General features: G+C 43.0%; 13 protein-coding genes and 4 pseudogenes. 13 read left to right on the forward strand and 4 right to left on the reverse strand.

From position 1 onward, the window contains the following. Window positions 1-328: 328 nt before the first annotated feature. Window positions 329-2,332, forward strand: a complete 2,004-nt coding sequence (locus OCU46_RS18090; RefSeq protein ID WP_420918555.1) for a YjbH domain-containing protein — start codon at window positions 329-331, stop codon at window positions 2,330-2,332. A gap of 479 nt (window positions 2,333-2,811) precedes the next feature. Here the strand turns inward: OCU46_RS18090 and OCU46_RS18095 are convergent. Then, window positions 2,812-3,084 (reverse strand): annotated as a pseudogene (locus OCU46_RS18095) (site-specific integrase); the annotation flags it as partial. 1 nt (window position 3,085) lies between these two features. On the opposite strand from OCU46_RS18095, the gene OCU46_RS18100 reads away from it, so the two are divergent. After that, window positions 3,086-3,994, forward strand: a complete 909-nt coding sequence (locus OCU46_RS18100) for a hypothetical protein (protein WP_141272397.1) — start codon at window positions 3,086-3,088, stop codon at window positions 3,992-3,994. Between the two features lie 580 nt (window positions 3,995-4,574). On the opposite strand, the gene OCU46_RS18105 is transcribed toward OCU46_RS18100, so the two are convergent. Beyond that, window positions 4,575-5,330 carry a DeoR/GlpR family DNA-binding transcription regulator gene (locus OCU46_RS18105; protein ID WP_141272395.1) on the reverse strand — a complete coding sequence of 252 codons (756 nt, stop codon included), beginning with the start codon at window positions 5,328-5,330 and terminating at the stop codon, window positions 4,575-4,577. 230 nt (window positions 5,331-5,560) lie between these two features. Here OCU46_RS18105 and OCU46_RS18110 point away from each other — a divergent pair, with 230 nt between their 5' ends. Continuing rightward, window positions 5,561-7,888 (forward strand): glycerophosphodiester phosphodiesterase family protein, encoded by a 2,328-nt coding sequence (locus OCU46_RS18110; RefSeq protein WP_141272393.1) that lies wholly within the window; start codon window positions 5,561-5,563, stop codon window positions 7,886-7,888. 377 nt (window positions 7,889-8,265) lie between these two features. Here the strand turns inward: OCU46_RS18110 and OCU46_RS18115 are convergent, their stop codons facing one another. Further along, window positions 8,266-9,432, reverse strand: a complete 1,167-nt coding sequence (locus tag OCU46_RS18115) for a nucleotide sugar dehydrogenase (RefSeq protein WP_141272391.1) — start codon at window positions 9,430-9,432, stop codon at window positions 8,266-8,268. A gap of 419 nt (window positions 9,433-9,851) precedes the next feature. Here OCU46_RS18115 and OCU46_RS18120 point away from each other — a divergent pair, with 419 nt between their 5' ends. From OCU46_RS18120 to OCU46_RS18130, 3 genes and pseudogenes are all read left to right on the forward strand, one after another. Next, a complete protein-coding gene (locus OCU46_RS18120) occupies window positions 9,852-11,858 on the forward strand; it encodes a YjbH domain-containing protein (RefSeq protein ID WP_244311443.1) in 2,007 nt (668 codons plus the stop codon). 203 nt (window positions 11,859-12,061) lie between these two features. Continuing rightward, window positions 12,062-12,945 (forward strand): annotated as a pseudogene (locus tag OCU46_RS18125) (Fic family protein). A gap of 258 nt (window positions 12,946-13,203) precedes the next feature. Beyond that, window positions 13,204-13,346: pseudogene (locus OCU46_RS18130) on the forward strand (NAD-dependent epimerase/dehydratase family protein); the annotation flags it as partial. A 315-nt stretch (window positions 13,347-13,661) separates the two neighbouring features. Here the strand turns inward: OCU46_RS18130 and OCU46_RS18135 are convergent. After that, window positions 13,662-13,894: pseudogene (locus OCU46_RS18135) on the reverse strand (site-specific integrase); the annotation flags it as partial. A 445-nt stretch (window positions 13,895-14,339) separates the two neighbouring features. On the opposite strand from OCU46_RS18135, the gene OCU46_RS18140 reads away from it, so the two are divergent. The 7 genes from OCU46_RS18140 to OCU46_RS18170 all read left to right on the forward strand — a co-directional run bounded on the left by OCU46_RS18140 (window position 14,340) and on the right by OCU46_RS18170 (window position 20,149). Continuing rightward, complete coding sequence (locus tag OCU46_RS18140; RefSeq protein WP_280176838.1) at window positions 14,340-14,465, forward strand: hypothetical protein; 126 nt, start codon at window positions 14,340-14,342, stop codon at window positions 14,463-14,465. A gap of 537 nt (window positions 14,466-15,002) precedes the next feature. Beyond that, window positions 15,003-16,250, forward strand: a complete 1,248-nt coding sequence (locus OCU46_RS18145; protein ID WP_141272387.1) for an O-antigen translocase — start codon at window positions 15,003-15,005, stop codon at window positions 16,248-16,250. Continuing rightward, a complete protein-coding gene (gene rfbB, locus OCU46_RS18150; RefSeq protein ID WP_141272385.1) occupies window positions 16,243-17,316 on the forward strand; it encodes a dTDP-glucose 4,6-dehydratase in 1,074 nt (357 codons plus the stop codon). The genes OCU46_RS18145 and rfbB overlap by 8 nt, the downstream gene beginning before the upstream one ends. A 1-nt stretch (window position 17,317) precedes the next feature. Next, window positions 17,318-18,184: a glucose-1-phosphate thymidylyltransferase RfbA gene (gene rfbA, locus OCU46_RS18155; protein ID WP_141272383.1), complete on the forward strand. Its 867-nt coding sequence runs from the start codon at window positions 17,318-17,320 to the stop codon at window positions 18,182-18,184. Next, entirely contained in the window at window positions 18,185-18,601 is a 417-nt protein-coding gene (locus OCU46_RS18160; protein ID WP_141272381.1) for a sugar 3,4-ketoisomerase, read from the forward strand. It begins immediately after the preceding gene. Next, window positions 18,582-19,052 carry an acyltransferase gene (locus OCU46_RS18165; RefSeq protein WP_141272380.1) on the forward strand — a complete coding sequence of 157 codons (471 nt, stop codon included), beginning with the start codon at window positions 18,582-18,584 and terminating at the stop codon, window positions 19,050-19,052. The genes OCU46_RS18160 and OCU46_RS18165 overlap by 20 nt, the downstream gene beginning before the upstream one ends. After that, window positions 19,049-20,149 (forward strand): DegT/DnrJ/EryC1/StrS family aminotransferase, encoded by a 1,101-nt coding sequence (locus OCU46_RS18170; protein WP_141272378.1) that lies wholly within the window; start codon window positions 19,049-19,051, stop codon window positions 20,147-20,149. Before OCU46_RS18165 ends, OCU46_RS18170 begins: the two co-directional genes overlap by 4 nt. Window positions 20,150-20,170 lie beyond the last annotated feature (21 nt).

Here is a 20,170-nt window from a genome sequence, read left to right on the forward strand (position 1 = left end):
TAGAAGGCGTTTTTTTGTTATGTCATTTCACATACTCATCAAATCATAAAAGGCTTCCCATTTAGCGCATAACGAATGGACACATAGGGCTTATCAGCAACCTTCCCTAAAAAGTAAGTAGTTTTTACCCGGATCTGTCACAAAATAGATATCGTGTGCAAATGTCAGAAATTATCAGTGTTTATAGTGAGATGAGTGTTGTCATAACGTTATCAATTGGTTATGTTGGATTTACACTTGTTGCACATAGAATATGGATGTTCTTTTGTACAAATACTTACTACGACGCTTAATTGCGTATGCATTTCTTATCCACAGTAGCGCTTCCATGGCAAATGTGGACATTTTACCCTCCCAGCAAGGCTTTAGTGGCCTTATATTTACCCCCAATGCTCAAACTTTAGAAACAGGCAGAGGCAGTGCTCAGTTTGCTCAGGGGGTTCCTTATCGTGGGAGTATAGAGAAGCTCGATAGTTGGTATGTCAACGCTGGTGTCTTTCCTCATCTGGAAGTCGGGGGCCGGATTGTTCTTCAGGACTACGAATGTAATGAATTTTTAGAGTCGGGGTGCAATAGAGATTTGTCAGCGACGGCAAAATTCCAACTTCCTTACCTTGAAGATTTGACCGGTTTCAACCTTGCCTTCGGCGCACAAGATATTGGCGGTGCGGCTAGTAAGTTTGATGCATTTTTTGTGGTCGCTGATACTGAAATAGAGGCCTTTAACTTGCGTGTCAGTGGTGGTTACGGTCAGTCAGACTTAAGCCTAGGCGTGCTTGATGGACCGTTTGCAGGAGCGGAATGGCAACCATTTGATTTTTTTCAACTTGTAGGTGAGTACGACGCACAGGAATTTAATGCCGCTTTTCGCCTAATTACGCCAAGGGATATGCTGCCTTACGGAGCGCAACTTGCTGCTCAATATCAGCTCTACTCTGGTCATGAAAACCAAGACCAGACCCTATGGGGTATTAGTGCCTCTGTACCTTTCTTTGGCGATACCTTCACACGCAAAAAGTACTCCGATATCAAGCCTAACTCACAAACACAAGTTGAAACTGAACTAGCTAAAGGTGATGCAAGTAGCCTCACTCAACTTATCGGTAAGCTTGAGCAAGAAGGGTTTGTGAATATCCAAGTTGGTAGTAATTTAGACACGTTAGTGATTGCGCTAGAAAATAAACGTTATCAGCATAATACGATGGATGGTGCAGGTGTCGCTATAGGGATTATTGCGGCCAATTCTGGTGAAGGTCTTTTTGCTGGCTTAGCTCGCGGTAACAATAGTTCTCAAAAAGTAGAACTGGTGCTTCTGAAAAACAAAATCCCAATGCTTTCCATCAATACAGAGCTTAATTGCTATCGTGACTTTTTGAAAAGTGGCACTGTGTGTGAACAAATCGAATTCTCCAGTCAAGACCTCAGTGCAAGACTCGATCAAACGCAGTGGCGTTATGAAACCGTCAATGATGGCTTTGGTTACAGTGAGATTATTTTCTCGCCAGTGATGAACTACGCCGTAGCTACTGAGTATGGCTTCTTTGACTATTCCATTGGGCTGGGGACTAACCTATATACGCCGCTCTGGAAAGGTGCTGCGATCGATGTTCGGCATATCTTACCTATTGCAAACAGCGATGATTACGAGGACGGTTATTGGGAGCCAGATGCTTTAGAAAATGAAATTGACCGCGCCTTGATTCACCAAGCTTTTCGTCTTCCAGCCAACACAATGACCCTGTTTAGTGCTGGCCTCGTTAAAGGCGACTACTACGGAGGGCAAAACGAAACTCAGTGGTACAGTGCTAGTGGTATGCACAACCTAGGCTTTGAAGCAGGTTATTTTACCGCGAAAGACAGTATTGATACAGAAGATAAATCTCCGCTTCTTGCCCATTATCGACTTTCTGTTGCTCAGTGGAATTGGCAAATGCAGGTGCAAGGTGGTGAGTTTTGGGCTGGCGATCAAGGGGTAAAAGCAACCTCGAGTCATTGGCTTGGTGACACACGCTTAGACGCTTCCTATTTGAACAGTGAGAGCGAACAGTTCGTAACCTTGAATGTTTCCATCCCTCTTACGTTCTGGCGTGGAATGCAACCGGATTATTTGACCGTACGCGGCGTCAGCGAATGGAACTTTGGCGTGCAGACCCGCGTTGGGGAGTCGCATAATCAGTTGAATACAGGACTCGGTCAAACGGCGAACAACTATCACAACCTAGATAGACAGTACTTTAATAGAGCGCGCTTAAGCCCGAACTACTTTGAAAATAACTCGATTCGTTTACGAAATGCGTATTTGCGCTATTTGGATGAAGTGGTATACGAGTAATAACCTAGGGGCTGATCTTCGTTTTGTATTCTGTGAAGTGCGAATTATTGAAACCAGCCCCAAATAGTGAATGTGGAACTTTACGGTGCGCAGCTCAATCGTCATGGTAGTTTAAATGTTTTGAGACTTGGCATACTGCTTATTCAAGAATGGACTATTGTGATTTAGGGTTATCTTTTTTGTTCCATGTGTATTAGATGACGCACCCATTTCAAATGGCGAAAATTGTGAGAAAGTGGAAAAAGCTGGAAGACGAGCCTGTAAAAGACACGCTGTAACTCAGAAACAGACACACTGTTTTCAAGTAAAGGGTAAGGCCTAACCCTTGGCATGACGAGCAATTCAATGCCCTCATCAAACTGTTTGATGGGGGCATTGTGGTTTCTAAGCAAATGAAAAATCATTGACTATTAAGGCTGAGTCAGTCACCCAATCATCCGAGTGCTCGTTAAAGGGAGCATCAGGCTTGTAGCGCTTGGTTAAGGGATCATCTTGTTCATCAGCTTATCGAACGACGCGCCATCTCGCTGTGAGGCATTGGCCACATACGGCGCATACACATCAAACAACAATCTTGTATCACTATGACCGAGCATCTGAGATATATAGAGCGGATTCTCAAGCGCGGCAATATGCAACACCGCGGCTGTATGGCGGGTTTCATAAGCGCGACGTTTGGCAAGCCCCGCTTTTTTGAGCGTCGAATACCAAAGCTTTTTGCTGACCCAATGGGTATCCAGTGGCAATCCTTTATTGGTAAACTATTGGGCATTGCTTGATACTTTGGATAACCAATGGTCCATCAAGCTGTTTGAGGAAGAAATCATTGATGAGGTTACACAAGCATGGATCTGGGCTGATACCTTTGTCCAGAAGGACATCGGGCAGCTAGAGTTCTATCTAGACGATGTGGTGCTGAAAGAGTACGACGATAATCTGTTTTTCTTTCACTCCAATGGAAGCATGACCTATGTTGACAACCAAGAGAATGAAGAATACGGTGGTTACTGGTCCCAAACCTCTATAGACACAATTTTGGTGACCTTTGCTGATACTAGTACAGAGAATTGGACTCTAGTCGCGAAGTCTGAATACGATTGGACGATAGCGCGTGATGGATTCAATGAAACATTTGAAAATGTCACCTATATGGGTTCGAGTTATCCATGTATGGATGGGGATTCTGACTGGAATGACGCCCTCGACCAGCCTGATAGCTATGGTACTTTGTCAGAGTACAACACTGCGGTGAATGGTTGTCGTGTCAATGACAATCAATTCGTATTGGCGGATTTTACCGGTAACGGAAATGAAACTTCTCGTTGGCAGATTATCGACCTATGGGGTATCGATAACGCAGTGATGGCCATTATCGAAGAAGAAGTGGTGTTTTATAGCGATGGTACGGGTCAATTTGAAACCGAAGACGAGGGTAACTTCTCGTTCAATTGGTTGATTGATGATGTTACAGGGCAAGTTGCCATGCAGATCACCCATCCAGATCTGATAGGGGCTGTTGATTTGTGGGATAAGGTTAATCAAGACGGAGATTACTCGTTGATTAAAACCTTCTGGCTCGACCCTACTTGGAGCAACCCAGCACCGGGTGAAGATGAAGCTGAAATCGCCTCGGGTGTCGTCCGCTTTGTAGGGTTTGAATAGAGGAATTGAGAATTAAAGTAAAAATCGTCAGTCTAACCAACTGGCGATTTTTTTGTTTTACTACCGAAAAAGTGATGCTGAAACCAACCAAGGTACTCTTGAAACCGAAGTTCATCGCGAAACTGGAACTAAAAATTAGAATTGGATGGTAACGAGATACCGTTGATAATGTATGAGCTGACAGTTACTAGGGATGAAAGTGAAGACCATATACATGCGATTGAGTAGCTTGCTCTATTAGCGCTTTAGATGCAATGACTCGAATTTAGATAGTCAGTGCGACACTCTTGGAAAGGTAGTTGGATGCTGATGTATTCTCCTGCTTCTCGATATTTCAGTGCTGGCAGTTGAGGGTGTCGTGCAGCTAGAATATGCAAGCTAAACTGACAGGAGATCACTTGAGATTATATGGAGAGGCGATGACAACCATACTGTTGATAGCCATGCCCGTGCTTATCATTGGAATTAGTGCGTTGAACGCCCAGAGAATAGTTAAACTGGCCGAGCGCATTAATCACAACGCTTAAACGATCCAATCATAATCGAATTTGTAATGGCATTACGCTACTGCTTTGAGAAGTCAGCTTACTGTACTACCAAGCATGAGCTTCACTTCATTTGAATGGCACATCTCTTTTAAATGCGTTGATGCCGAATCGATAACAAGGGCATCAACATCACTGATTTTGGTGCAAAAAACAGAGGCATGTCGCTCCAATTTTGTTTGGTCTGCTACGATGATGCGCTGTTTTGAGTTATTCAAAATGAGTCGAGTGAGTTCGGCCTCTTCATAATTAAATTCAAGTAACTCGCCACGGTGGTTTATGGATCCTATACCACAAAACGCAATATCGGCTCGAAAGCGATTAAGAAAGCTTGCCGTGCTATAGCCGGTTACGTCCCGCTGTTTGTTACGCACTAAGCCCCCGGCGAGCCACACTTCTGCATTACTGTTTTCCAGCGCGATCGCCACATTAAGGTTATTCGTGATCGCTTTGAAGTGCAGTGCAGAGTCCACTTCACCTGCGATCATCGCTGTCGTTGAACCGTAGCCAAAGAAGATGGTTTGGCCTGCTGAAATCAGTTTGGCAGCGACTTTGGCGGCGGCTAATTTACCGTTAGCATTGCTTCTTATTCTTTGATTGAAGTGACTGTTATCGGCAGTAGCAGGCAAGGTTATACCGCCGTGTATGCGCCGTGCTTTTCCTTCTGCGCAAAGTGCATTGATGTCTCTACAAATCGTTTGAGGGGTGAGGTTAAAGAGTGCAGAGATCTCCCCGGTTGTGAGTGACCCTTTCGAATGCAACAACTGCAAAATCTTTTGTTTCCTGTTCATGTCAATTTCTCACAATACGTTCAAACTAAACCCAAATGAATATATTGAAAGAGTATGAAAGAGAGATAACAAGCCTTGAATTGTATGGGGTTTTAGTTGTAACTGACTGTAAATCAAACAATATTATATTGAACAAAAATTCATTATATCGCCTTTAATGTTCACTTGGGCGCAATCGAACATTCATTTCTAACCCATAGTATGCCTCCATCTAAACAAGGAGACAGTCAATGAACAGTTATAAATGGGTATTTGGTTTAGTCGCAACCGTATCACTGGTCGCGTGTAGTAGCGATAAGAATGACGATAAGCCAGATGTGCCGGATGTAGGCGATAACGTTATTCTTACTGAGAATTTTGAAAATGTTGAAAATGGCATGCTACCGGACGGTTGGGACTTGGTGACTAACCTTGGTGAAGCCTACGTGGAAGACGGTTATTTGTACGTCGATGGTAGGATTGATGATTATACGGCAACGGCGGTTGAGCTTCCTCAAGAGCTTTCTGGATACGGCAACTACAAAGTGACCGTGAACTTTACGATCCCTGAAGCGAACACTGCTTCTCGCTGGGCGGGATTCAGATACCGTGATGTTGGTTCAAACTCATATTATCAAATGGCAATCCGCCAGGCAGCAACCAGCAGCAACGGTACTGAATTGGCAGCGCGCTATGAAGACAAGTGGGATATTCTCGATACTAAGGCATTTACCCAAGACATTAACCCTGAGCAGATATACACCGCTGAGATCACGACGCACGGAAACCGTGTTCAGCAGGTCTTAAATGGTCAGATAATGCACGACAATACTATTTTGCCCGTCATGGGTAACATCGCTCTTCAAGCCGCTGGCGCTGTTCTTAAAATCCAAGATATTAAGATTACCGAACAACATGAAGCGCTACCCAAGCTTGAACAACTTTATACTGTCGATGAGCCTGATACGCACATTGCCATGGCGCCAACAGTTGTGGGTACCGAGTTTAGCTCGCTAGAGAGTTTGAACAGTTTCAGTGGCTCTAATGCTTATCTAAAATTGGATGACTCATTGCACGTGTATTCTGTAGGTGGGGATTATCTTTCTACTCTTGAGCAGTTACTTGAGACTGAACTCAATATCATTCCTGTGCTAGAGATTTCTGCTGGCGTTGATTTAGACAGACTCTCTTCGGTTCTAAATACGTACAAGTCTATTGACCTAACGTTTGTGTCTTCTGAATCTCAAGATCTTACGGAACTGAGAGATCACAATGTGAATGTTCGCTCTGCACTCAAGATTTCAGAGAGTGAAATCGGTACGGATATTGGGTCATGGCACAATATCGTTTCGAAGGTGACGGCATCGAAGTCTCGCATCGTGGTATTGCCTCAATCGGCTGTGACGCCAGAGCTTATGGACTATTTGCAACGTCGTTTGCTAACCATTTGGGTGGAGCATGACGGTGAAAGCACTATGGCAAGTTTATTGACGACCGGCGCTCATGGCTTAGTCACCGAGAATACCGATGAACTAGCGGATCTTATGGGCATGTTTGCACCAAACTCACTGATCCGAAAGCCTCTGATCATTGGCCATCGCGGCGTACCTTCACTGCTTCCTGAAAATACACTTGAGAGTGCAGTCAAAGCGCTTGAGCTTGGCGTTGATGGCAACGAGTATGATGTGTACCTCTCGGCTGATAATCATGTTGTGGTAATGCATGATACGACCGTCGATAGAACCACGGATGGCAGTGGCAACGTTGAAGAGATGACATTGGATGAGCTTCGTGCGCTGAGCATTCTCGATTTAGATGGCAATCCATCGTCGATGAAGATACCAACGTTAGAAGAGTTCTTTAGTGAATTCAAAGACGCGAAAATGACGCACTTCCTAGAGATTAAAAGTGCAAACCCTTTGATTGTGGATGAAATTGCTAAACTCACCAAAGAGTATGATGTTGCTGATCAGCTGATTGTCATCGCGTTCAGTGAACAACAAACTCAAAGAATGGCAGAAGTGATGCCGGAAATTCCTGTAGGCTTGCTAATTTCTCACAGTGAAGATAGAGACTCTGAAAGAACGCTAGTTAACATGCTGAAGAAGGTTCAGCCGCTGTCCACCACGTATAATCCGTCCTATGCGGCTTTGTCAGAGGACACGATCGGTATCGCTAAGCACCGCGGTATGACTCTGTGGCCTTGGACATACCGTTCACAAGCAGATCAGAACAAACACTATCTATGGGGCATTCATGGTCTAACAACAGATTATGCTCAGTGGTCAAGTGACAAAGTGGTGTCGGCTAAGGTATTAAGCGACCAAGTATCCATTGATGTGGGCAGCACCTTAGAAGTTGGTGTGGTATTGAGAGACCAGAAGGGAGTTGAACAATCTGATACAGCAAGAGCGTTTCTTGTCGCGCAGAGCACAGCTCAATATGAACAATCCGATGAAGGGGAACTAAGATTCTTATCTTCAGGAAAGGCTGAAGTGCTAGTCATGCATAAGCATCAGTTGGAGACAAGAGAGTCTTATCTTATTTACTCTCAGCCGGTAATTATTAATGTCAATTAATACGGGTGCCGCACTTTATTTAATGTGAGGCGGTCATTCTATGGTTTACAGCGGCTTTCCTAGGAAAGCCGCTTTTATCATTTTAAACAAAATAATCTGTTACTTCGAAATTCAACCCCCCCTTCTTTTTGGCTGCTCCTCTAAACAAGCGATCATCGTAAAAGTGTATATCTTTCAATAATTTTGCTTTAAATAATCTGTCAGACTCACTAAAGCGTCTTTTGGGCTTATGGAAGTCAAATCTTAGTTAAATTTTGTTTTCAGTGAGTTTAGGGAGAGCATCAACAGATATTGATGAGCAAAAAAAAGCCCTAGCATTGTGGCTAGAGCTCAGTAGACAATATTGAGGAAGTTCACTGACTTCCTATGCGATAACGTTAGTCACTACCGAACAGGTCGCGAGTGTACACTTTCGCTTCAACGTCTTTGATGTCTTCAACCATACGGTTAGACACAATCACATCAGAAACTTGTTTGAATTCTTCTAAATCACGAATGTTACGTGAATGGAAGAAGTGGTCTTCTTGAAGAACCGGTTCATATACCACAACCTCAATGCCTTTTGCTTTCAATCTCTTCATGATGCCTTGAATCGATGATGCACGGAAGTTATCAGATCCAGCCTTCATGATAAGACGGTAGATTCCAACCACTTTTGGATTGCGCTTTAAGATAGAGTCCGCAACGAAGTCTTTACGCGTGCGGTTAGCATCCACAATCGCGCCAATGATGTTGTTTGGCACTTCTTCGTAGTTAGCAAGCAGCTGTTTGGTGTCTTTTGGTAGACAGTAACCGCCGTAGCCAAATGATGGATTGTTGTAGTGGTTACCAATACGAGGATCTAAACCTACACCTTCAATGATCTGACGAGCGTCAAGGCCGTGGGCTTCAGCGTAAGAGTCCAATTCGTTAAAGTATGCGACACGAAGTGCTAGGTAGGTATTAGAGAACAACTTAACGGCTTCGGCTTCTGTTGAATCCGTAAATAGCACATCAATATCAGTTTTCTCGGCGCCTTCGACTAATAGATCAGCAAACACCTTTGCTCGCTCACTGCGCTCACCCACGATAATACGAGATGGGTGCAAGTTGTCGTACAGTGCGCGACCTTCACGCAAAAACTCTGGAGAGAAGATGAGGTTTTCACAGCCAAGCTCTTCTTTGATGCGAGCGGTATAGCCTACAGGCACAGTGGATTTGATGATCATCACTGCGTCTGGGTTAATTTCCATGACTTGTTTAATCACGGTTTCAACCGATGATGTGTTGAAGTAGTTCGTTTGTGGGTCGTAGTCAGTAGGCGTGGCGATGACAACATACTTAGCATCTTTATAAGCCAGTTCTTTGTCTAGCGTAGCGGTAAAGTTCAGCGCTTTCTCTGAAAGGAACTGTTCTATCTCAGCATCAACAATTGGTGATTTCTTGTTGTTCAGCAGTTCGACTTTCTCTGGGATGATATCCACAGCCATAACTTCATGATGCTGCGCGAGCAATACCGCATTGGACAGACCAACATAGCCTGTACCGGCAATCGCTATTTTCATAATTCTTCCTTTGGATTATTTTTATTTTGCCAACGTTGGCGTGATTTTCTCACACTTCGATGTTGGTTTTAAGACAAATTGTGGCAAAGGCCAACTAACTTACGAGACATACGGGATAAAGGGTAATGGTTTTCTACCTCAAACACCATATTAATAGTATTTCATACGTTAACTAGTTGCGAGTGACTAGGCGGAGAATTATGGCTCGTTAATCCCTCAATTCTTCGTTTGACAACAATGCGCTAACACACAGCAATAAAGAATATTGTTCGCTTTTCATTAAAGTGTATTATTTTAATGTTATCAGTTGGTTATGGTGGTTTTACATGGATTACAGATAGAATATGGATGTTCTTTTGTACAAATTTACTTCACATCGATTGATCGTGGGCTCTATTCTCGCTTTTAGTGGCACTTCAATGGCGAGAGTGGACATTCTCCCTTCTCAGCAAGGCTTCAGTGGCCTGATATTTACCCCTAATGCCCAAACTCTGGAAACGGGGCGAGGCAGCGCGGCATTCGGCCAAGGTGTGCCTTATCGAGGCAGCATCGCCGAGCTGGATAGCTGGTATGTGAATGCCGGCGTACTGCCTCATTTGGAGGTGGGCGGTCGCATCGTCACTAAGACGTATAATTGCAACATTTACTTTGAATCCGATTGTGGCATTCGAGATCTGTCTGCAACCGCGAAATTCCAGCTTCCTTACCTAGAAGATTTGACCGGCTTTAACTTGGCCTTTGGTGCTCAAGATATTGGCGGGGCGGCAAGCAACTTTGATGCTTACTTTGTGGTCGCGGATACTGAAATCGACGCATTTAATCTGCGCCTTAGTGGCGGGTACGGTAAATCGGATCTGAGCTTAGGTCTGCTTGACGGCCCGTTTGCCGGTGCAGAGTGGCAACCCTTTGATTTTGTGCAATTGGCAGGGGAGTACGACGCACAAGAGTTTAATGCGGCAGTTCGCGTTATGACCCCAAGAGACATGCTCCCTTATGGCGCTCAAGTTGCGGCGCAGTATCAGCTTTATTCTGGGCACGAGAATCAAGACCAAACGCTATGGGGCGTCAGTGCTTCGGTTCCCTTTTTTGGGGATACCTTTATTCGGCAAAAATACTCAGACATAAAGCCAGACTCTAAAGCTCAAGTTCTCACAGAACTGTCCAAAAGTGAGGCGAGCAGTATGACGCAACTTATCGGAAAGCTCGAACAAGAGGGCTTTGTGAACATTCGTGTGGGATCAAACCTGAATACCTTAGTGGTGGCGTTAGAAAATAAGCGTTATCAGCACAACACGATGGACGGGGCAGGCGTTGCGCTGGGCATTATTTCCGCTCACGCGGGTGAAGGTATATTTGCTGAACTGCTAGGAGCAGCTGGCAGAGTGCAACACGTAGAGCTGATACTGATTCAAAACAAAATCCCAATGCTTGCAATTAATACTGAGCTCAATTGTTATCGAGAGTTTCTGGAAAATGGTGGCAAGTGTACTCAGACCCAGTTTACCAATCATGATCTTGCTGTAAAGCTTGAACAAACAACCTGGCGCTACGAAACCACGAATGATGGCTTTGGGTACAGTGAGCTGATTTTCTCGCCAGTTATGAACTACGCGGTTGCAACGGAATATGGGTTTTTTGACTATTCACTAGGTCTTGGAACCAATCTGTATACGCCGCTTTGGAAAGGCGCGGCAATTGATGTCAGGCACATCTTGCCTATCGCCAACAGCGATGATTACGATGATGGTTACTATGAATACGATGCGTTGGAAAACGAAGTCGATCGCGCTTTAGTGCATCAAGCGTTTCGTTTACCGCTCGATGCGATGACGTTATTCAGTGCTGGATTAATACGAAGTGATTATTACGGCGGTCAGAATGAAACTCAGTGGTACAGTCAAAGCGGCATGCATAACCTCGGCTTTGAAGTCGGTTATTTTGAAGCAAAAGACAGTATTGATGTTGATGCTCGTACGCCGTTGCTCGCTCACTATCGCTTGTCGGTTGCGCAGTGGAACTGGCAGATGCAAGTGGAAGGTGGCGAGTTTTGGGGCGGCGATCAAGGCGTCAGAGCCACCACCAGTCATTGGTTAGGCGATACGCGATTGGACGCCTCTTACTTAAACAGCGAATCAGAGCAGTTTGTTACCCTGAATGTATCCATACCGATCACGGTGTGGCGTGGTATGAAACCGGATTACTTGACCGTACGCGGTGTGAGCGAGTGGAACTTTGGCGTGCAGACGCGCGTTGGGGAATCGCACAATCAGTTGAATACGGGGCTCGGTCAAACGGCGAACAACTACCACAATCTCGATAGACAGTACTTTAATAGGGCGCGCCTCAGCCCGAACTACTTTGAAAATAACTCGGTTCGTTTAAGAAATGCGTATCTGCGTTATTTGAATGAAGTGGTGTACGAGTAAGGCGAGCCTAGTTATAAGTAAGTAGAAGATGATGCGATTAGCACACCTATTCGCATCATCTTGTGATTAGAATAAGTGTTGATGTGGAGCGTGACGGCCTGCGCAAACTTAAGAAGACTGTCTCAAAAAGGCCATATTAGCCTTAATACTGTCTCAGCTATTATCGGTTACTAGCGTTATCTTCATAGTAATATTCAAGTGCGATTGAAGGTGAAAAATTGAATGCGTTTTCGGTTCGCTCCTCACTCGCGAATAAGTTAGGGGTGTCGGAAGAAAAACCGTTTCCAACCACTGAGCAAACCGATGGCTTAGCGGACATCATGTTAGACGCTATCGAGCGTCTAGAAGAGCCTCTGACGTTAGAGCGTATACGTTGTTCAATCCCGTGGTAGGCGGAAAGTGGCGAGGGGATGCGCCAATGCAAGTCGTGTCAGGACGTATTGATAGACCGAATGTCCACTTTGAAGCGCCACCACGAACGGTGCTGGAAGATGAATTGGATCAATTCGCAGAATGGTTTAACACGTCTAGAACGGATGCCATTGTAGACCCTCTATTAAGAGCTGCCATCACGCATCTTTGGTTTGTTACCTTGCATCCGCTTGATGATGGCAATGGGCGTATCACTCGTCTTCTGACCGATTTGGCATTGGCCCAGGCTGATAAGCAATCGGTTCGTTTTTATGCCATGTCTGTGGGGATCATGGCCAATCGCAAAAGCTATTATGAAATACTCGAACAAACCCAGAAAGGTGATCTTGATATCACTGAGTGGATAGTGTGGTTTTGTAAAGTCCTCAATGAAACGTTCGCTGATGTCTTAAATGAGATTGAGCTGACTATACAGAAAACCAATTATTGGAGGAAAGTTGATCAGACAAAGCTCTCATCTGAACAAACAAAAGTACTTAATCGACTTTTAGATGGCGATTTTCCCGAAGGGATAAATACCAGTCAGTACCACAAGCTCTCAAAGGTCAGCAAGCCAACCGCAACTCGGCACCTTGCTTATTTGGTAGAAATAGGGTGTCTAAAGAGGACTGATGCTGGTGGTCGAAGTACAAGATATGTGCTCAATACAGCTTGATATACTTAGGGTGGCACAGGGTGTTATTGTGGCGGGAGTTTTGTTTGGGTGAAGTCTCCCCAATAGGCCCAACTTCGCTTTTAATCCTCGTGACTCTGTGTTTTATCTTGTTAAAGTATCAGCTTAACTTTCTATCGCGAATTTGAGTTCTTTTTTAGGCGGTTGATCTGTTCAAAAAGTGGCTCAGTCCGCAATTTAATAACGTGTAATATGGTGTAATGTTGATTATTGAATGGAAACTACATCCTATTCAATTCAAACTCGCATACGTATGCAGACGCAAACTTAGTTGGGCACTTAACATCCTTAAGAGATGTCGTCACGATAAAGTGAAACACCTAGCTTACACATCATCGAGCAGTGTGTATGGGTTAAATGCAAAAACGCTGTTTTTAACTGCTGTTAACTTTATTATCTGCTTTCGACGAGATGTGTTACCGCTGCTGCTACTTGATACATACCTGTTGTTGAATGGGAGGCCATTGTCGCCAACTCTTCAAAACACGGGATACTGGCCTAGGTGAAGTGGTGCACCTGTTAAAATGTGCGTCTGATATGGATGAGTTAAAAGCATAGCGAGTAGGGCATGGTTCTTCTTTTACTCATATTGGATGCTCCATCCATTTAAGTTGGCAAATCTTGTTCGTAAGTGGAAGAAAACCTATGCAACAATGCTTGAGAAAAGAGCTTAAGACATAGCCTTTGCGTTTCTTCCGTTATGGCATAAATAGATTCATCAAATTATCAAACGTCTTACCATTCTGTACTGAAGTGTTGGATACATAGGGAGCATACACATCAATCAGCAGTCTTGTATCGCTGTGGCCTAACATGTACGAGATATACAGAGGGTTTTCGCGTGCCGCGATATGAAGCACAGCGGCGGTATGGCGAGTCTCGTAAGCACTTCTTTCGGCAAGCCCTGCTTTTTTAGTGTTGGATACCAAATAGCGGTTCAGTTCTTTGATTGTGGAATAGAGATAGTATTCATGAATCTACTCTCCTCGCATTGAAAGGTAAGTGCTATTTATGGCTGTTTCATATTGGTTAAAGATCTTGTGCGATTACCTGTTATCGCAGCTCAGAATTGTTAGAGCGAGGGGATACTTTAGCATGCCAGAAGCTCCCGACTTTTGACGTACTAGTCTCTTATTCTCGCCCTAGCTTAGTTCCAAATTATTTGCTCTATTTGGGACTTCTTCTTTTATATGGCCTAAATAAACTCTAAATTCTCGCGGTAATATTTCCGAAACTAACATTTATAATGGGCAATCATGGACCTAAATGTTCTCTTATATCGGAGGTGGTGAGATAAGAATCGTCCGTTGCTAGCGTAATTGAATGTGATATTGTATTTTTAGCTATCTGTAAAATAAACAAAGATCTTGACATTGATGAGCAGAGCAAAAGACAGTGTGAAATTACCTAATGTGGTGTTGGTTTTCCTTGCCAGTGACTTAAGCTTCACCACCACCACCACCACCACTATTCACTTAACTTCCAAAGAGCAAACTAGCTGACTATATGCGGGATCTTATATCCCTGCAGTGTGGAAATGGGCCTCGATAAATAGACCTTGTGCGGTTCATTGGATTCTAATCCTTGATTAGAATGACTCAACATCAATTTCATCTCCTCTGTTATGGCACGACACGAATAGGTGCGGTTTGCAAATTTAGTACTGCCCTTTTGGTGGCGTGTTAACGTGGTTAGTTGACGTTTGGTTGTGTAGAAAACTAGCAAGTGATGCGTTTCGAGGCATTTAGCCCCTTAACTTAATGGAAGTGTCGGTCGTAATGAACTATCATTGAGCGTCATGTTGATGCTTAGATAGTTGACATTTTTGCCTCTGGGAGCCAAACCTAGGGGCGGTAGCGTTTCTGGATACTACTGACAACTTCTTAAGTTGCTAATTAGCGAGATTTTTTAACAAAAATCGGTATTGTTCGCTCTGAGTCAGTAGGCGAAAAAGAATTCGCGATCTTGACTAAATAACACTCCAGAAAGATTCTCAAATCTGAGATAAAAAACGTAAAAACAAGGGTTAAAAATTTACATTGAATTTAGCAAAGACGTCTTTACTGAGTTTTGTTTCCACAGTTGTGAAATTGCTTTCTGGACTGGTCATAAACAAAGCTATTGCCTTGTTTATAGGGCCAACAGGTTTAGCTTTAATTGGGCAATTTCAGAACTCTCAAGCTATGGTGCGAACAATAGCGCAAGGAGGGATCAATAATGGAGTCACAAAGTACACGGCAGAGTTCAATGATGATAACTCTGCTCGCTTTAGCCTTTGGAGTACATCGTTAAAAATAACGATATTTCTGTCAATTACGATGAGTTTATTACTGATATTGGCAGCTAAGCCTCTTTCGGTCTATGTTTTTAATTCTGATGACTATCAGTATGTGTTAACACTATTTGGCTTTACTCTTGTTCTTTTTTCAGTAAATCAATTATTACTATCTATCCTTAATGGTCTTAAGGAAATAAAGCGCTTTATTTTTGTTAATATTATCCAAAGTATATACAGTCTGGTTTTTACTACACTTCTCATTGTGTTTTGGAAATTAGATGGCGCGTTAATAGCTTTAGTTACTAATCAATCGGTAATCTTACTTTTTCTTATATACAATCTAAGAAAGCACAAATTGATTAATGTAAAAAATCTTTTGGCACCATTTGATAAAATATTAGCAATCAAGCTAAGTAAATACTCGTTGATGACTTTATTTTCTGCTCTGATTACACCTGCATCATATCTGTTTATCCGCAACTTCATCGGAGAAAACTTGTCTTGGCAAGATGCCGGCTATTGGCAAGCAATGATGTACATATCAACAATGTACTTGATGGTGATCACTACAGCACTAAGCACTTACTACTTGCCGAGATTATCTGAAATAAAAGAAAAAGCTGAACTAAGATCTGAACTAGTGAGTGGATATAAGATCATTACACCTATACTTTTAGTTGTGACGTTGTCGGTGTTTTTTCTGAAAGACGTTGCACTTTGGCTTTTGTTTACAGAAGAGTTTCGTCCAATGTTGCAACTTTTTAAATGGCAGCTCGTTGGAGATTTCTTTAAAATTCTTTCTTGGCTACTTGCTTATCTTATGTTAGCCAAAGCAATGACGAAGTTATTTATAATTACAGAGATAGTTTTTGGTATATTATTTGTCGCTTTTTCGATACTGTTTGTAAACGTTTTTGGATTGGTTGGCATAAGTTATGCGTTTGCCTGTAATTATGCGGTGTATTTTTTAACCATGATTGTTGTTATGAGAAAACATATTTATGACTAAGAAAAAAATTTTGATTACGGGAGGAGCTGGATTTATTGGTTCAGCGCTGATTAGACATATAATACATGATACACAAGATTTTGTAGTGAATGTTGATAAATTGACTTATGCCGGAAACTTAGAGTCACTTTCAAGTATTTCTGACAGTGAAAGGTATCAATTTGAATGTGTAGATATTTGCGATCGTTCTGAGTTAGATAGGATTTTTTCAAACTATGCTCCTGACGTTGTAATGCATCTTGCTGCAGAGTCACACGTAGACCGTTCTATCGATGGTCCCGGCACTTTCATCGAAACCAATATTGTGGGTACCTATACGCTTCTTGAAGCAGCAAGAAAGTATTGGAACTCACTTGGGGCGCAAGCGAAAAGTTCGTTTCGCTTCCACCATATATCTACTGATGAAGTATACGGTGATCTAGAAGGCACAGAAGATCTATTTACCGAAAACACGCCTTATGAGCCATCGAGCCCGTACTCAGCTTCGAAAGCATCCAGTGACCATCTAGTCAGAGCTTGGCAACGTACCTTTGACTTACCAACCATCGTTACTAACTGTTCGAACAATTATGGCCCTTATCACTTTCCTGAAAAGCTCATCCCTCTAGTTATTCTTAATGCGATTTCTGGAAAACCACTACCTGTATACGGTGATGGTATGCAAATCCGTGATTGGTTGTTTGTAGAAGATCACGCTCGAGCGTTATATACAGTCGTGAAAGAAGGAATTGTTGGTGAGACATACAACATTGGCGGCCATAACGAGAAAGCGAACATTGAAGTAGTGAAGACCATCTGCTCGCTTCTAGAAGAACTATTGCCAAATAAGCCTGACGGCGTAGTGAAATACCAAGACCTAATTACTTATGTAACTGACCGTCCAGGGCATGATGTGCGCTATGCTATTGATGCTTCAAAGATTGAGCGAGAGCTAGGTTGGACGCCGAAAGAGACTTTTGAATCAGGTATTCGTAAAACAGTGGAATGGTATCTGAATAATAAAGAGTGGTGGAGCAGAGTGCTTGATGGAACATATGCAGGTGAGCGTTTGGGAGTGAAAAAATAATATGAAAGGTATTGTTCTCGCTGGTGGTTCGGGCACACGCTTGTATCCAATAACTCGCGGTGTTTCTAAACAACTATTGCCTGTTTATGACAAGCCCATGATCTACTACCCGCTTTCCGCCCTGATGTTGGCCGGAATTCGAGAAGTCCTCATTATAACAACACCCGAAGACTTGGATGGCTTTAAGCGACTTTTGGGTGATGGCAGTGAATTTGGTATTTCTCTGGAATATGCAATTCAACCCTCTCCGGATGGCCTTGCCCAAGCTTTTATCATCGGTGAAGAGTTTATTGGTACTGATTCAGTATGTTTGGTGTTAGGGGATAATATTTTTTATGGACAGGGTTTTTCTCCAATGCTGCAAAACGCAGCACAACTGACACAAGGTGCAGTGGTATTTGGTTATAAGGTAAAAGATCCAGAGCGTTTTGGAGTTGTGGAGTTTGATGACAGTATGCGGGCAGTCTCTATCGAGGAGAAGCCGAGTAAACCGAAGTCCAACTATGCTGTGACTGGTTTATATTTCTACGACAATCAAGTTGTGGAGATTGCCAAAATGATAGAGCCTTCTGAACGAGGTGAGCTAGAAATCTCAAGCATCAACCAAGAATACCTCAAACGAAATGAGCTAAACGTTGAATTGTTGGGTCGAGGATTTGCTTGGCTAGATACGGGTACGCACGGCAGTTTACTTGAAGCGTCTCATTTCGTAGAAACGCTAGAGAAACGACAAGGGTTTAAGGTCGCTTGCCTTGAAGAGATAGCTTATAACCAAAACTGGCTGTCAAAAGCTCAAATTAAAATGGCGGGTGAGGCGTTATCTAAAAATGAATATGGTCGTTACCTCCTTGAATTGTTGGATGAATGAATGTCTAGTTCTAATTTGATTTCGTTCGAAACGCTTGGCGACGAACGTGGTTCGCTCATCTCTCTGGAGCAAAATAAAAACATCCCGTTTACGATTAAACGCGTTTATTACTTGTTTGATACTAATATCGAAACGTCGCGAGGGTATCACGCTCATTACGACTTAGAACAAGTGGCGATTTGTCTAAAGGGGAGCGTTACCTTTTTACTGGATGACGGTAAAACCAAGGAACGCGTTACTTTGGATTCTCCTGATGTTGGGTTGCACATAAAAGGGTTGAAATGGCGGGAAATGCATGATTTTTCTGAAGACTGCATATTGATTGTACTTGCGAGCGACCTTTATAAAGAATCTGATTATATTCGTGATTACAACGCGTTTCTAAAAGAGGTCGGAAATGAAGATTCACCCGCTTAGTGATGTTGCCAGTAACAACATTGGTGAGGGAACAAGCATTTGGCAATTCTCGGTTGTACTTAAGGGTGCAACCATTGGAAAAAACTGCAACATCTGCGCGCATACCCTAATTGAGAATGATGTAACGATAGGCGAAAGAGTTACAGTAAAAAGCGGTGTGTACATTTGGGATGGCATCACAATTCAAGATGATGTGTTTATCGGGCCTTGTGTCGCGTTTACCAATGATAAAAAACCTCGTTCTAAACACTATCCAGAATCCTTCTTAAAGACGGTAATTGAAAAAGGCGCATCAATTGGAGCTAATGCGACGATTCTTCCAGGTATAACGATAGGTGAGGGGGCGATGGTTGGCGCTGGAGCAGTCGTCACCAAGAATGTCCCTAAAAATGCAGTCGTAGTTGGCAACCCTGCTCGCGTTATAAACACTATAGAGAACAAGACAAAATGATCCCTTTTTTAGATCTCAAAGCGATTAATCAACAATACGAAAAAGAGTTAAAAGACGCCTGTGCGAGAGTGATTGACTCTGGGTGGTACATTATGGGCAATGAGCTCTCTGCATTTGAGCAGGAGTTTGCACAGTACTGTGGTACGAAGCATAGTATTGGTGTTGCCAATGGCCTTGATGCGCTGACGCTGACGTTGCGTGCTTGGAAGGAGATGGGCAAAATCAAAGACGGTGATGAGGTCATTGTGCAAGCCAATACCTATATCGCATCTGTTTTAGCCATTACAGAAAATAACCTTACGCCAGTTCTAGTAGAGCCTGATGTTGATACCTATAACCTTTCTCCAGAGGGCATCAAAGCTGCAATAACCCCTAAAACCAAAGTGATTCTTCCTGTTCACCTATACGGTCAAATCTCACCAATGGTTGAAATTATGCAAATTGCGAAAGAGCATAACTTGTTGGTTTTAGAAGATTGTGCTCAGTCTCATGGAGCTATGATTGATGGTAAGAAAAGCGGTGCTTGGGGTGATGCGGCCGCATTTAGTTTTTATCCAGGAAAAAACCTCGGAGCGTTGGGGGATGCTGGTGCCATAACTACTAACGACAGTGAATTAGCGAATGTGATACTTGCGTTGCGAAATTATGGTTCGAGTGAAAGGTATAAAAATGTATATTGTGGTGTTAATAGTAGGCTTGATGAAATCCAAGCTGCAATGTTGAGTGTCAAACTAAAATACTTAGATGCTGAAATATCACATAGAAGGAAAATATCCGAAATATACAAAAATGGAATTACAAACAGAAATATCAATGTTCCTAAGACTGTCAAAGAGTGTGAACATGTATGGCACCTTTTCGTTGTTCAGTGTAATCGTCGTGATGACCTCGCTCGTTACTTAGAAGACAATGGAGTGCATACGTTAATTCATTATCCCACACCAATTCACAAGCAAGTTGCGTATAGTGGACTCTTTGATGTAAATCTACCCATCACAGAGCATCTTTCGGAAACTATCATTTCATTACCTATATCGCCGGTTATGTCGTTTGATTCCGCTTTACGCGTAGTAAATCTCGTTAACGATTTTGACTAATTTAACTACGAGTTATACGTT

The sequence above is a fragment of the Vibrio comitans genome (assembly GCA_024346835.1).
Classification (GTDB): domain Bacteria; phylum Pseudomonadota; class Gammaproteobacteria; order Enterobacterales; family Vibrionaceae; genus Vibrio; species Vibrio comitans.

Bases quoted from the DNA above. Each gene is read 5' to 3' on its own strand.
- OCU46_RS18090 (WP_420918555.1), top strand. From the start codon at position 329: ATGGCAAATGTGGACATTTTACCCTCCCAGCAAGGCTTTAGTGGCCTT.
- OCU46_RS18105 (WP_141272395.1), bottom strand. From the start codon at position 5,330: ATGAACAGGAAACAAAAGATTTTGCAGTTGTTGCATTCGAAAGGGTCA.
- OCU46_RS18110 (WP_141272393.1), top strand. From the start codon at position 5,561: ATGAACAGTTATAAATGGGTATTTGGTTTAGTCGCAACCGTATCACTG.
- OCU46_RS18115 (WP_141272391.1), bottom strand. From the start codon at position 9,432: ATGAAAATAGCGATTGCCGGTACAGGCTATGTTGGTCTGTCCAATGCG.
- OCU46_RS18120 (WP_244311443.1), top strand. From the start codon at position 9,852: ATGGCGAGAGTGGACATTCTCCCTTCTCAGCAAGGCTTCAGTGGCCTG.
- OCU46_RS18140 (WP_280176838.1), top strand. From the start codon at position 14,340: ATGAGCAGAGCAAAAGACAGTGTGAAATTACCTAATGTGGTGTTGGTT.
- rfbB (WP_141272385.1), top strand. From the start codon at position 16,243: ATGACTAAGAAAAAAATTTTGATTACGGGAGGAGCTGGATTTATTGGT.
- rfbA (WP_141272383.1), top strand. From the start codon at position 17,318: ATGAAAGGTATTGTTCTCGCTGGTGGTTCGGGCACACGCTTGTATCCA.
- OCU46_RS18160 (WP_141272381.1), top strand. From the start codon at position 18,185: ATGTCTAGTTCTAATTTGATTTCGTTCGAAACGCTTGGCGACGAACGT.
- OCU46_RS18165 (WP_141272380.1), top strand. From the start codon at position 18,582: ATGAAGATTCACCCGCTTAGTGATGTTGCCAGTAACAACATTGGTGAG.
- OCU46_RS18170 (WP_141272378.1), top strand. From the start codon at position 19,049: ATGATCCCTTTTTTAGATCTCAAAGCGATTAATCAACAATACGAAAAA.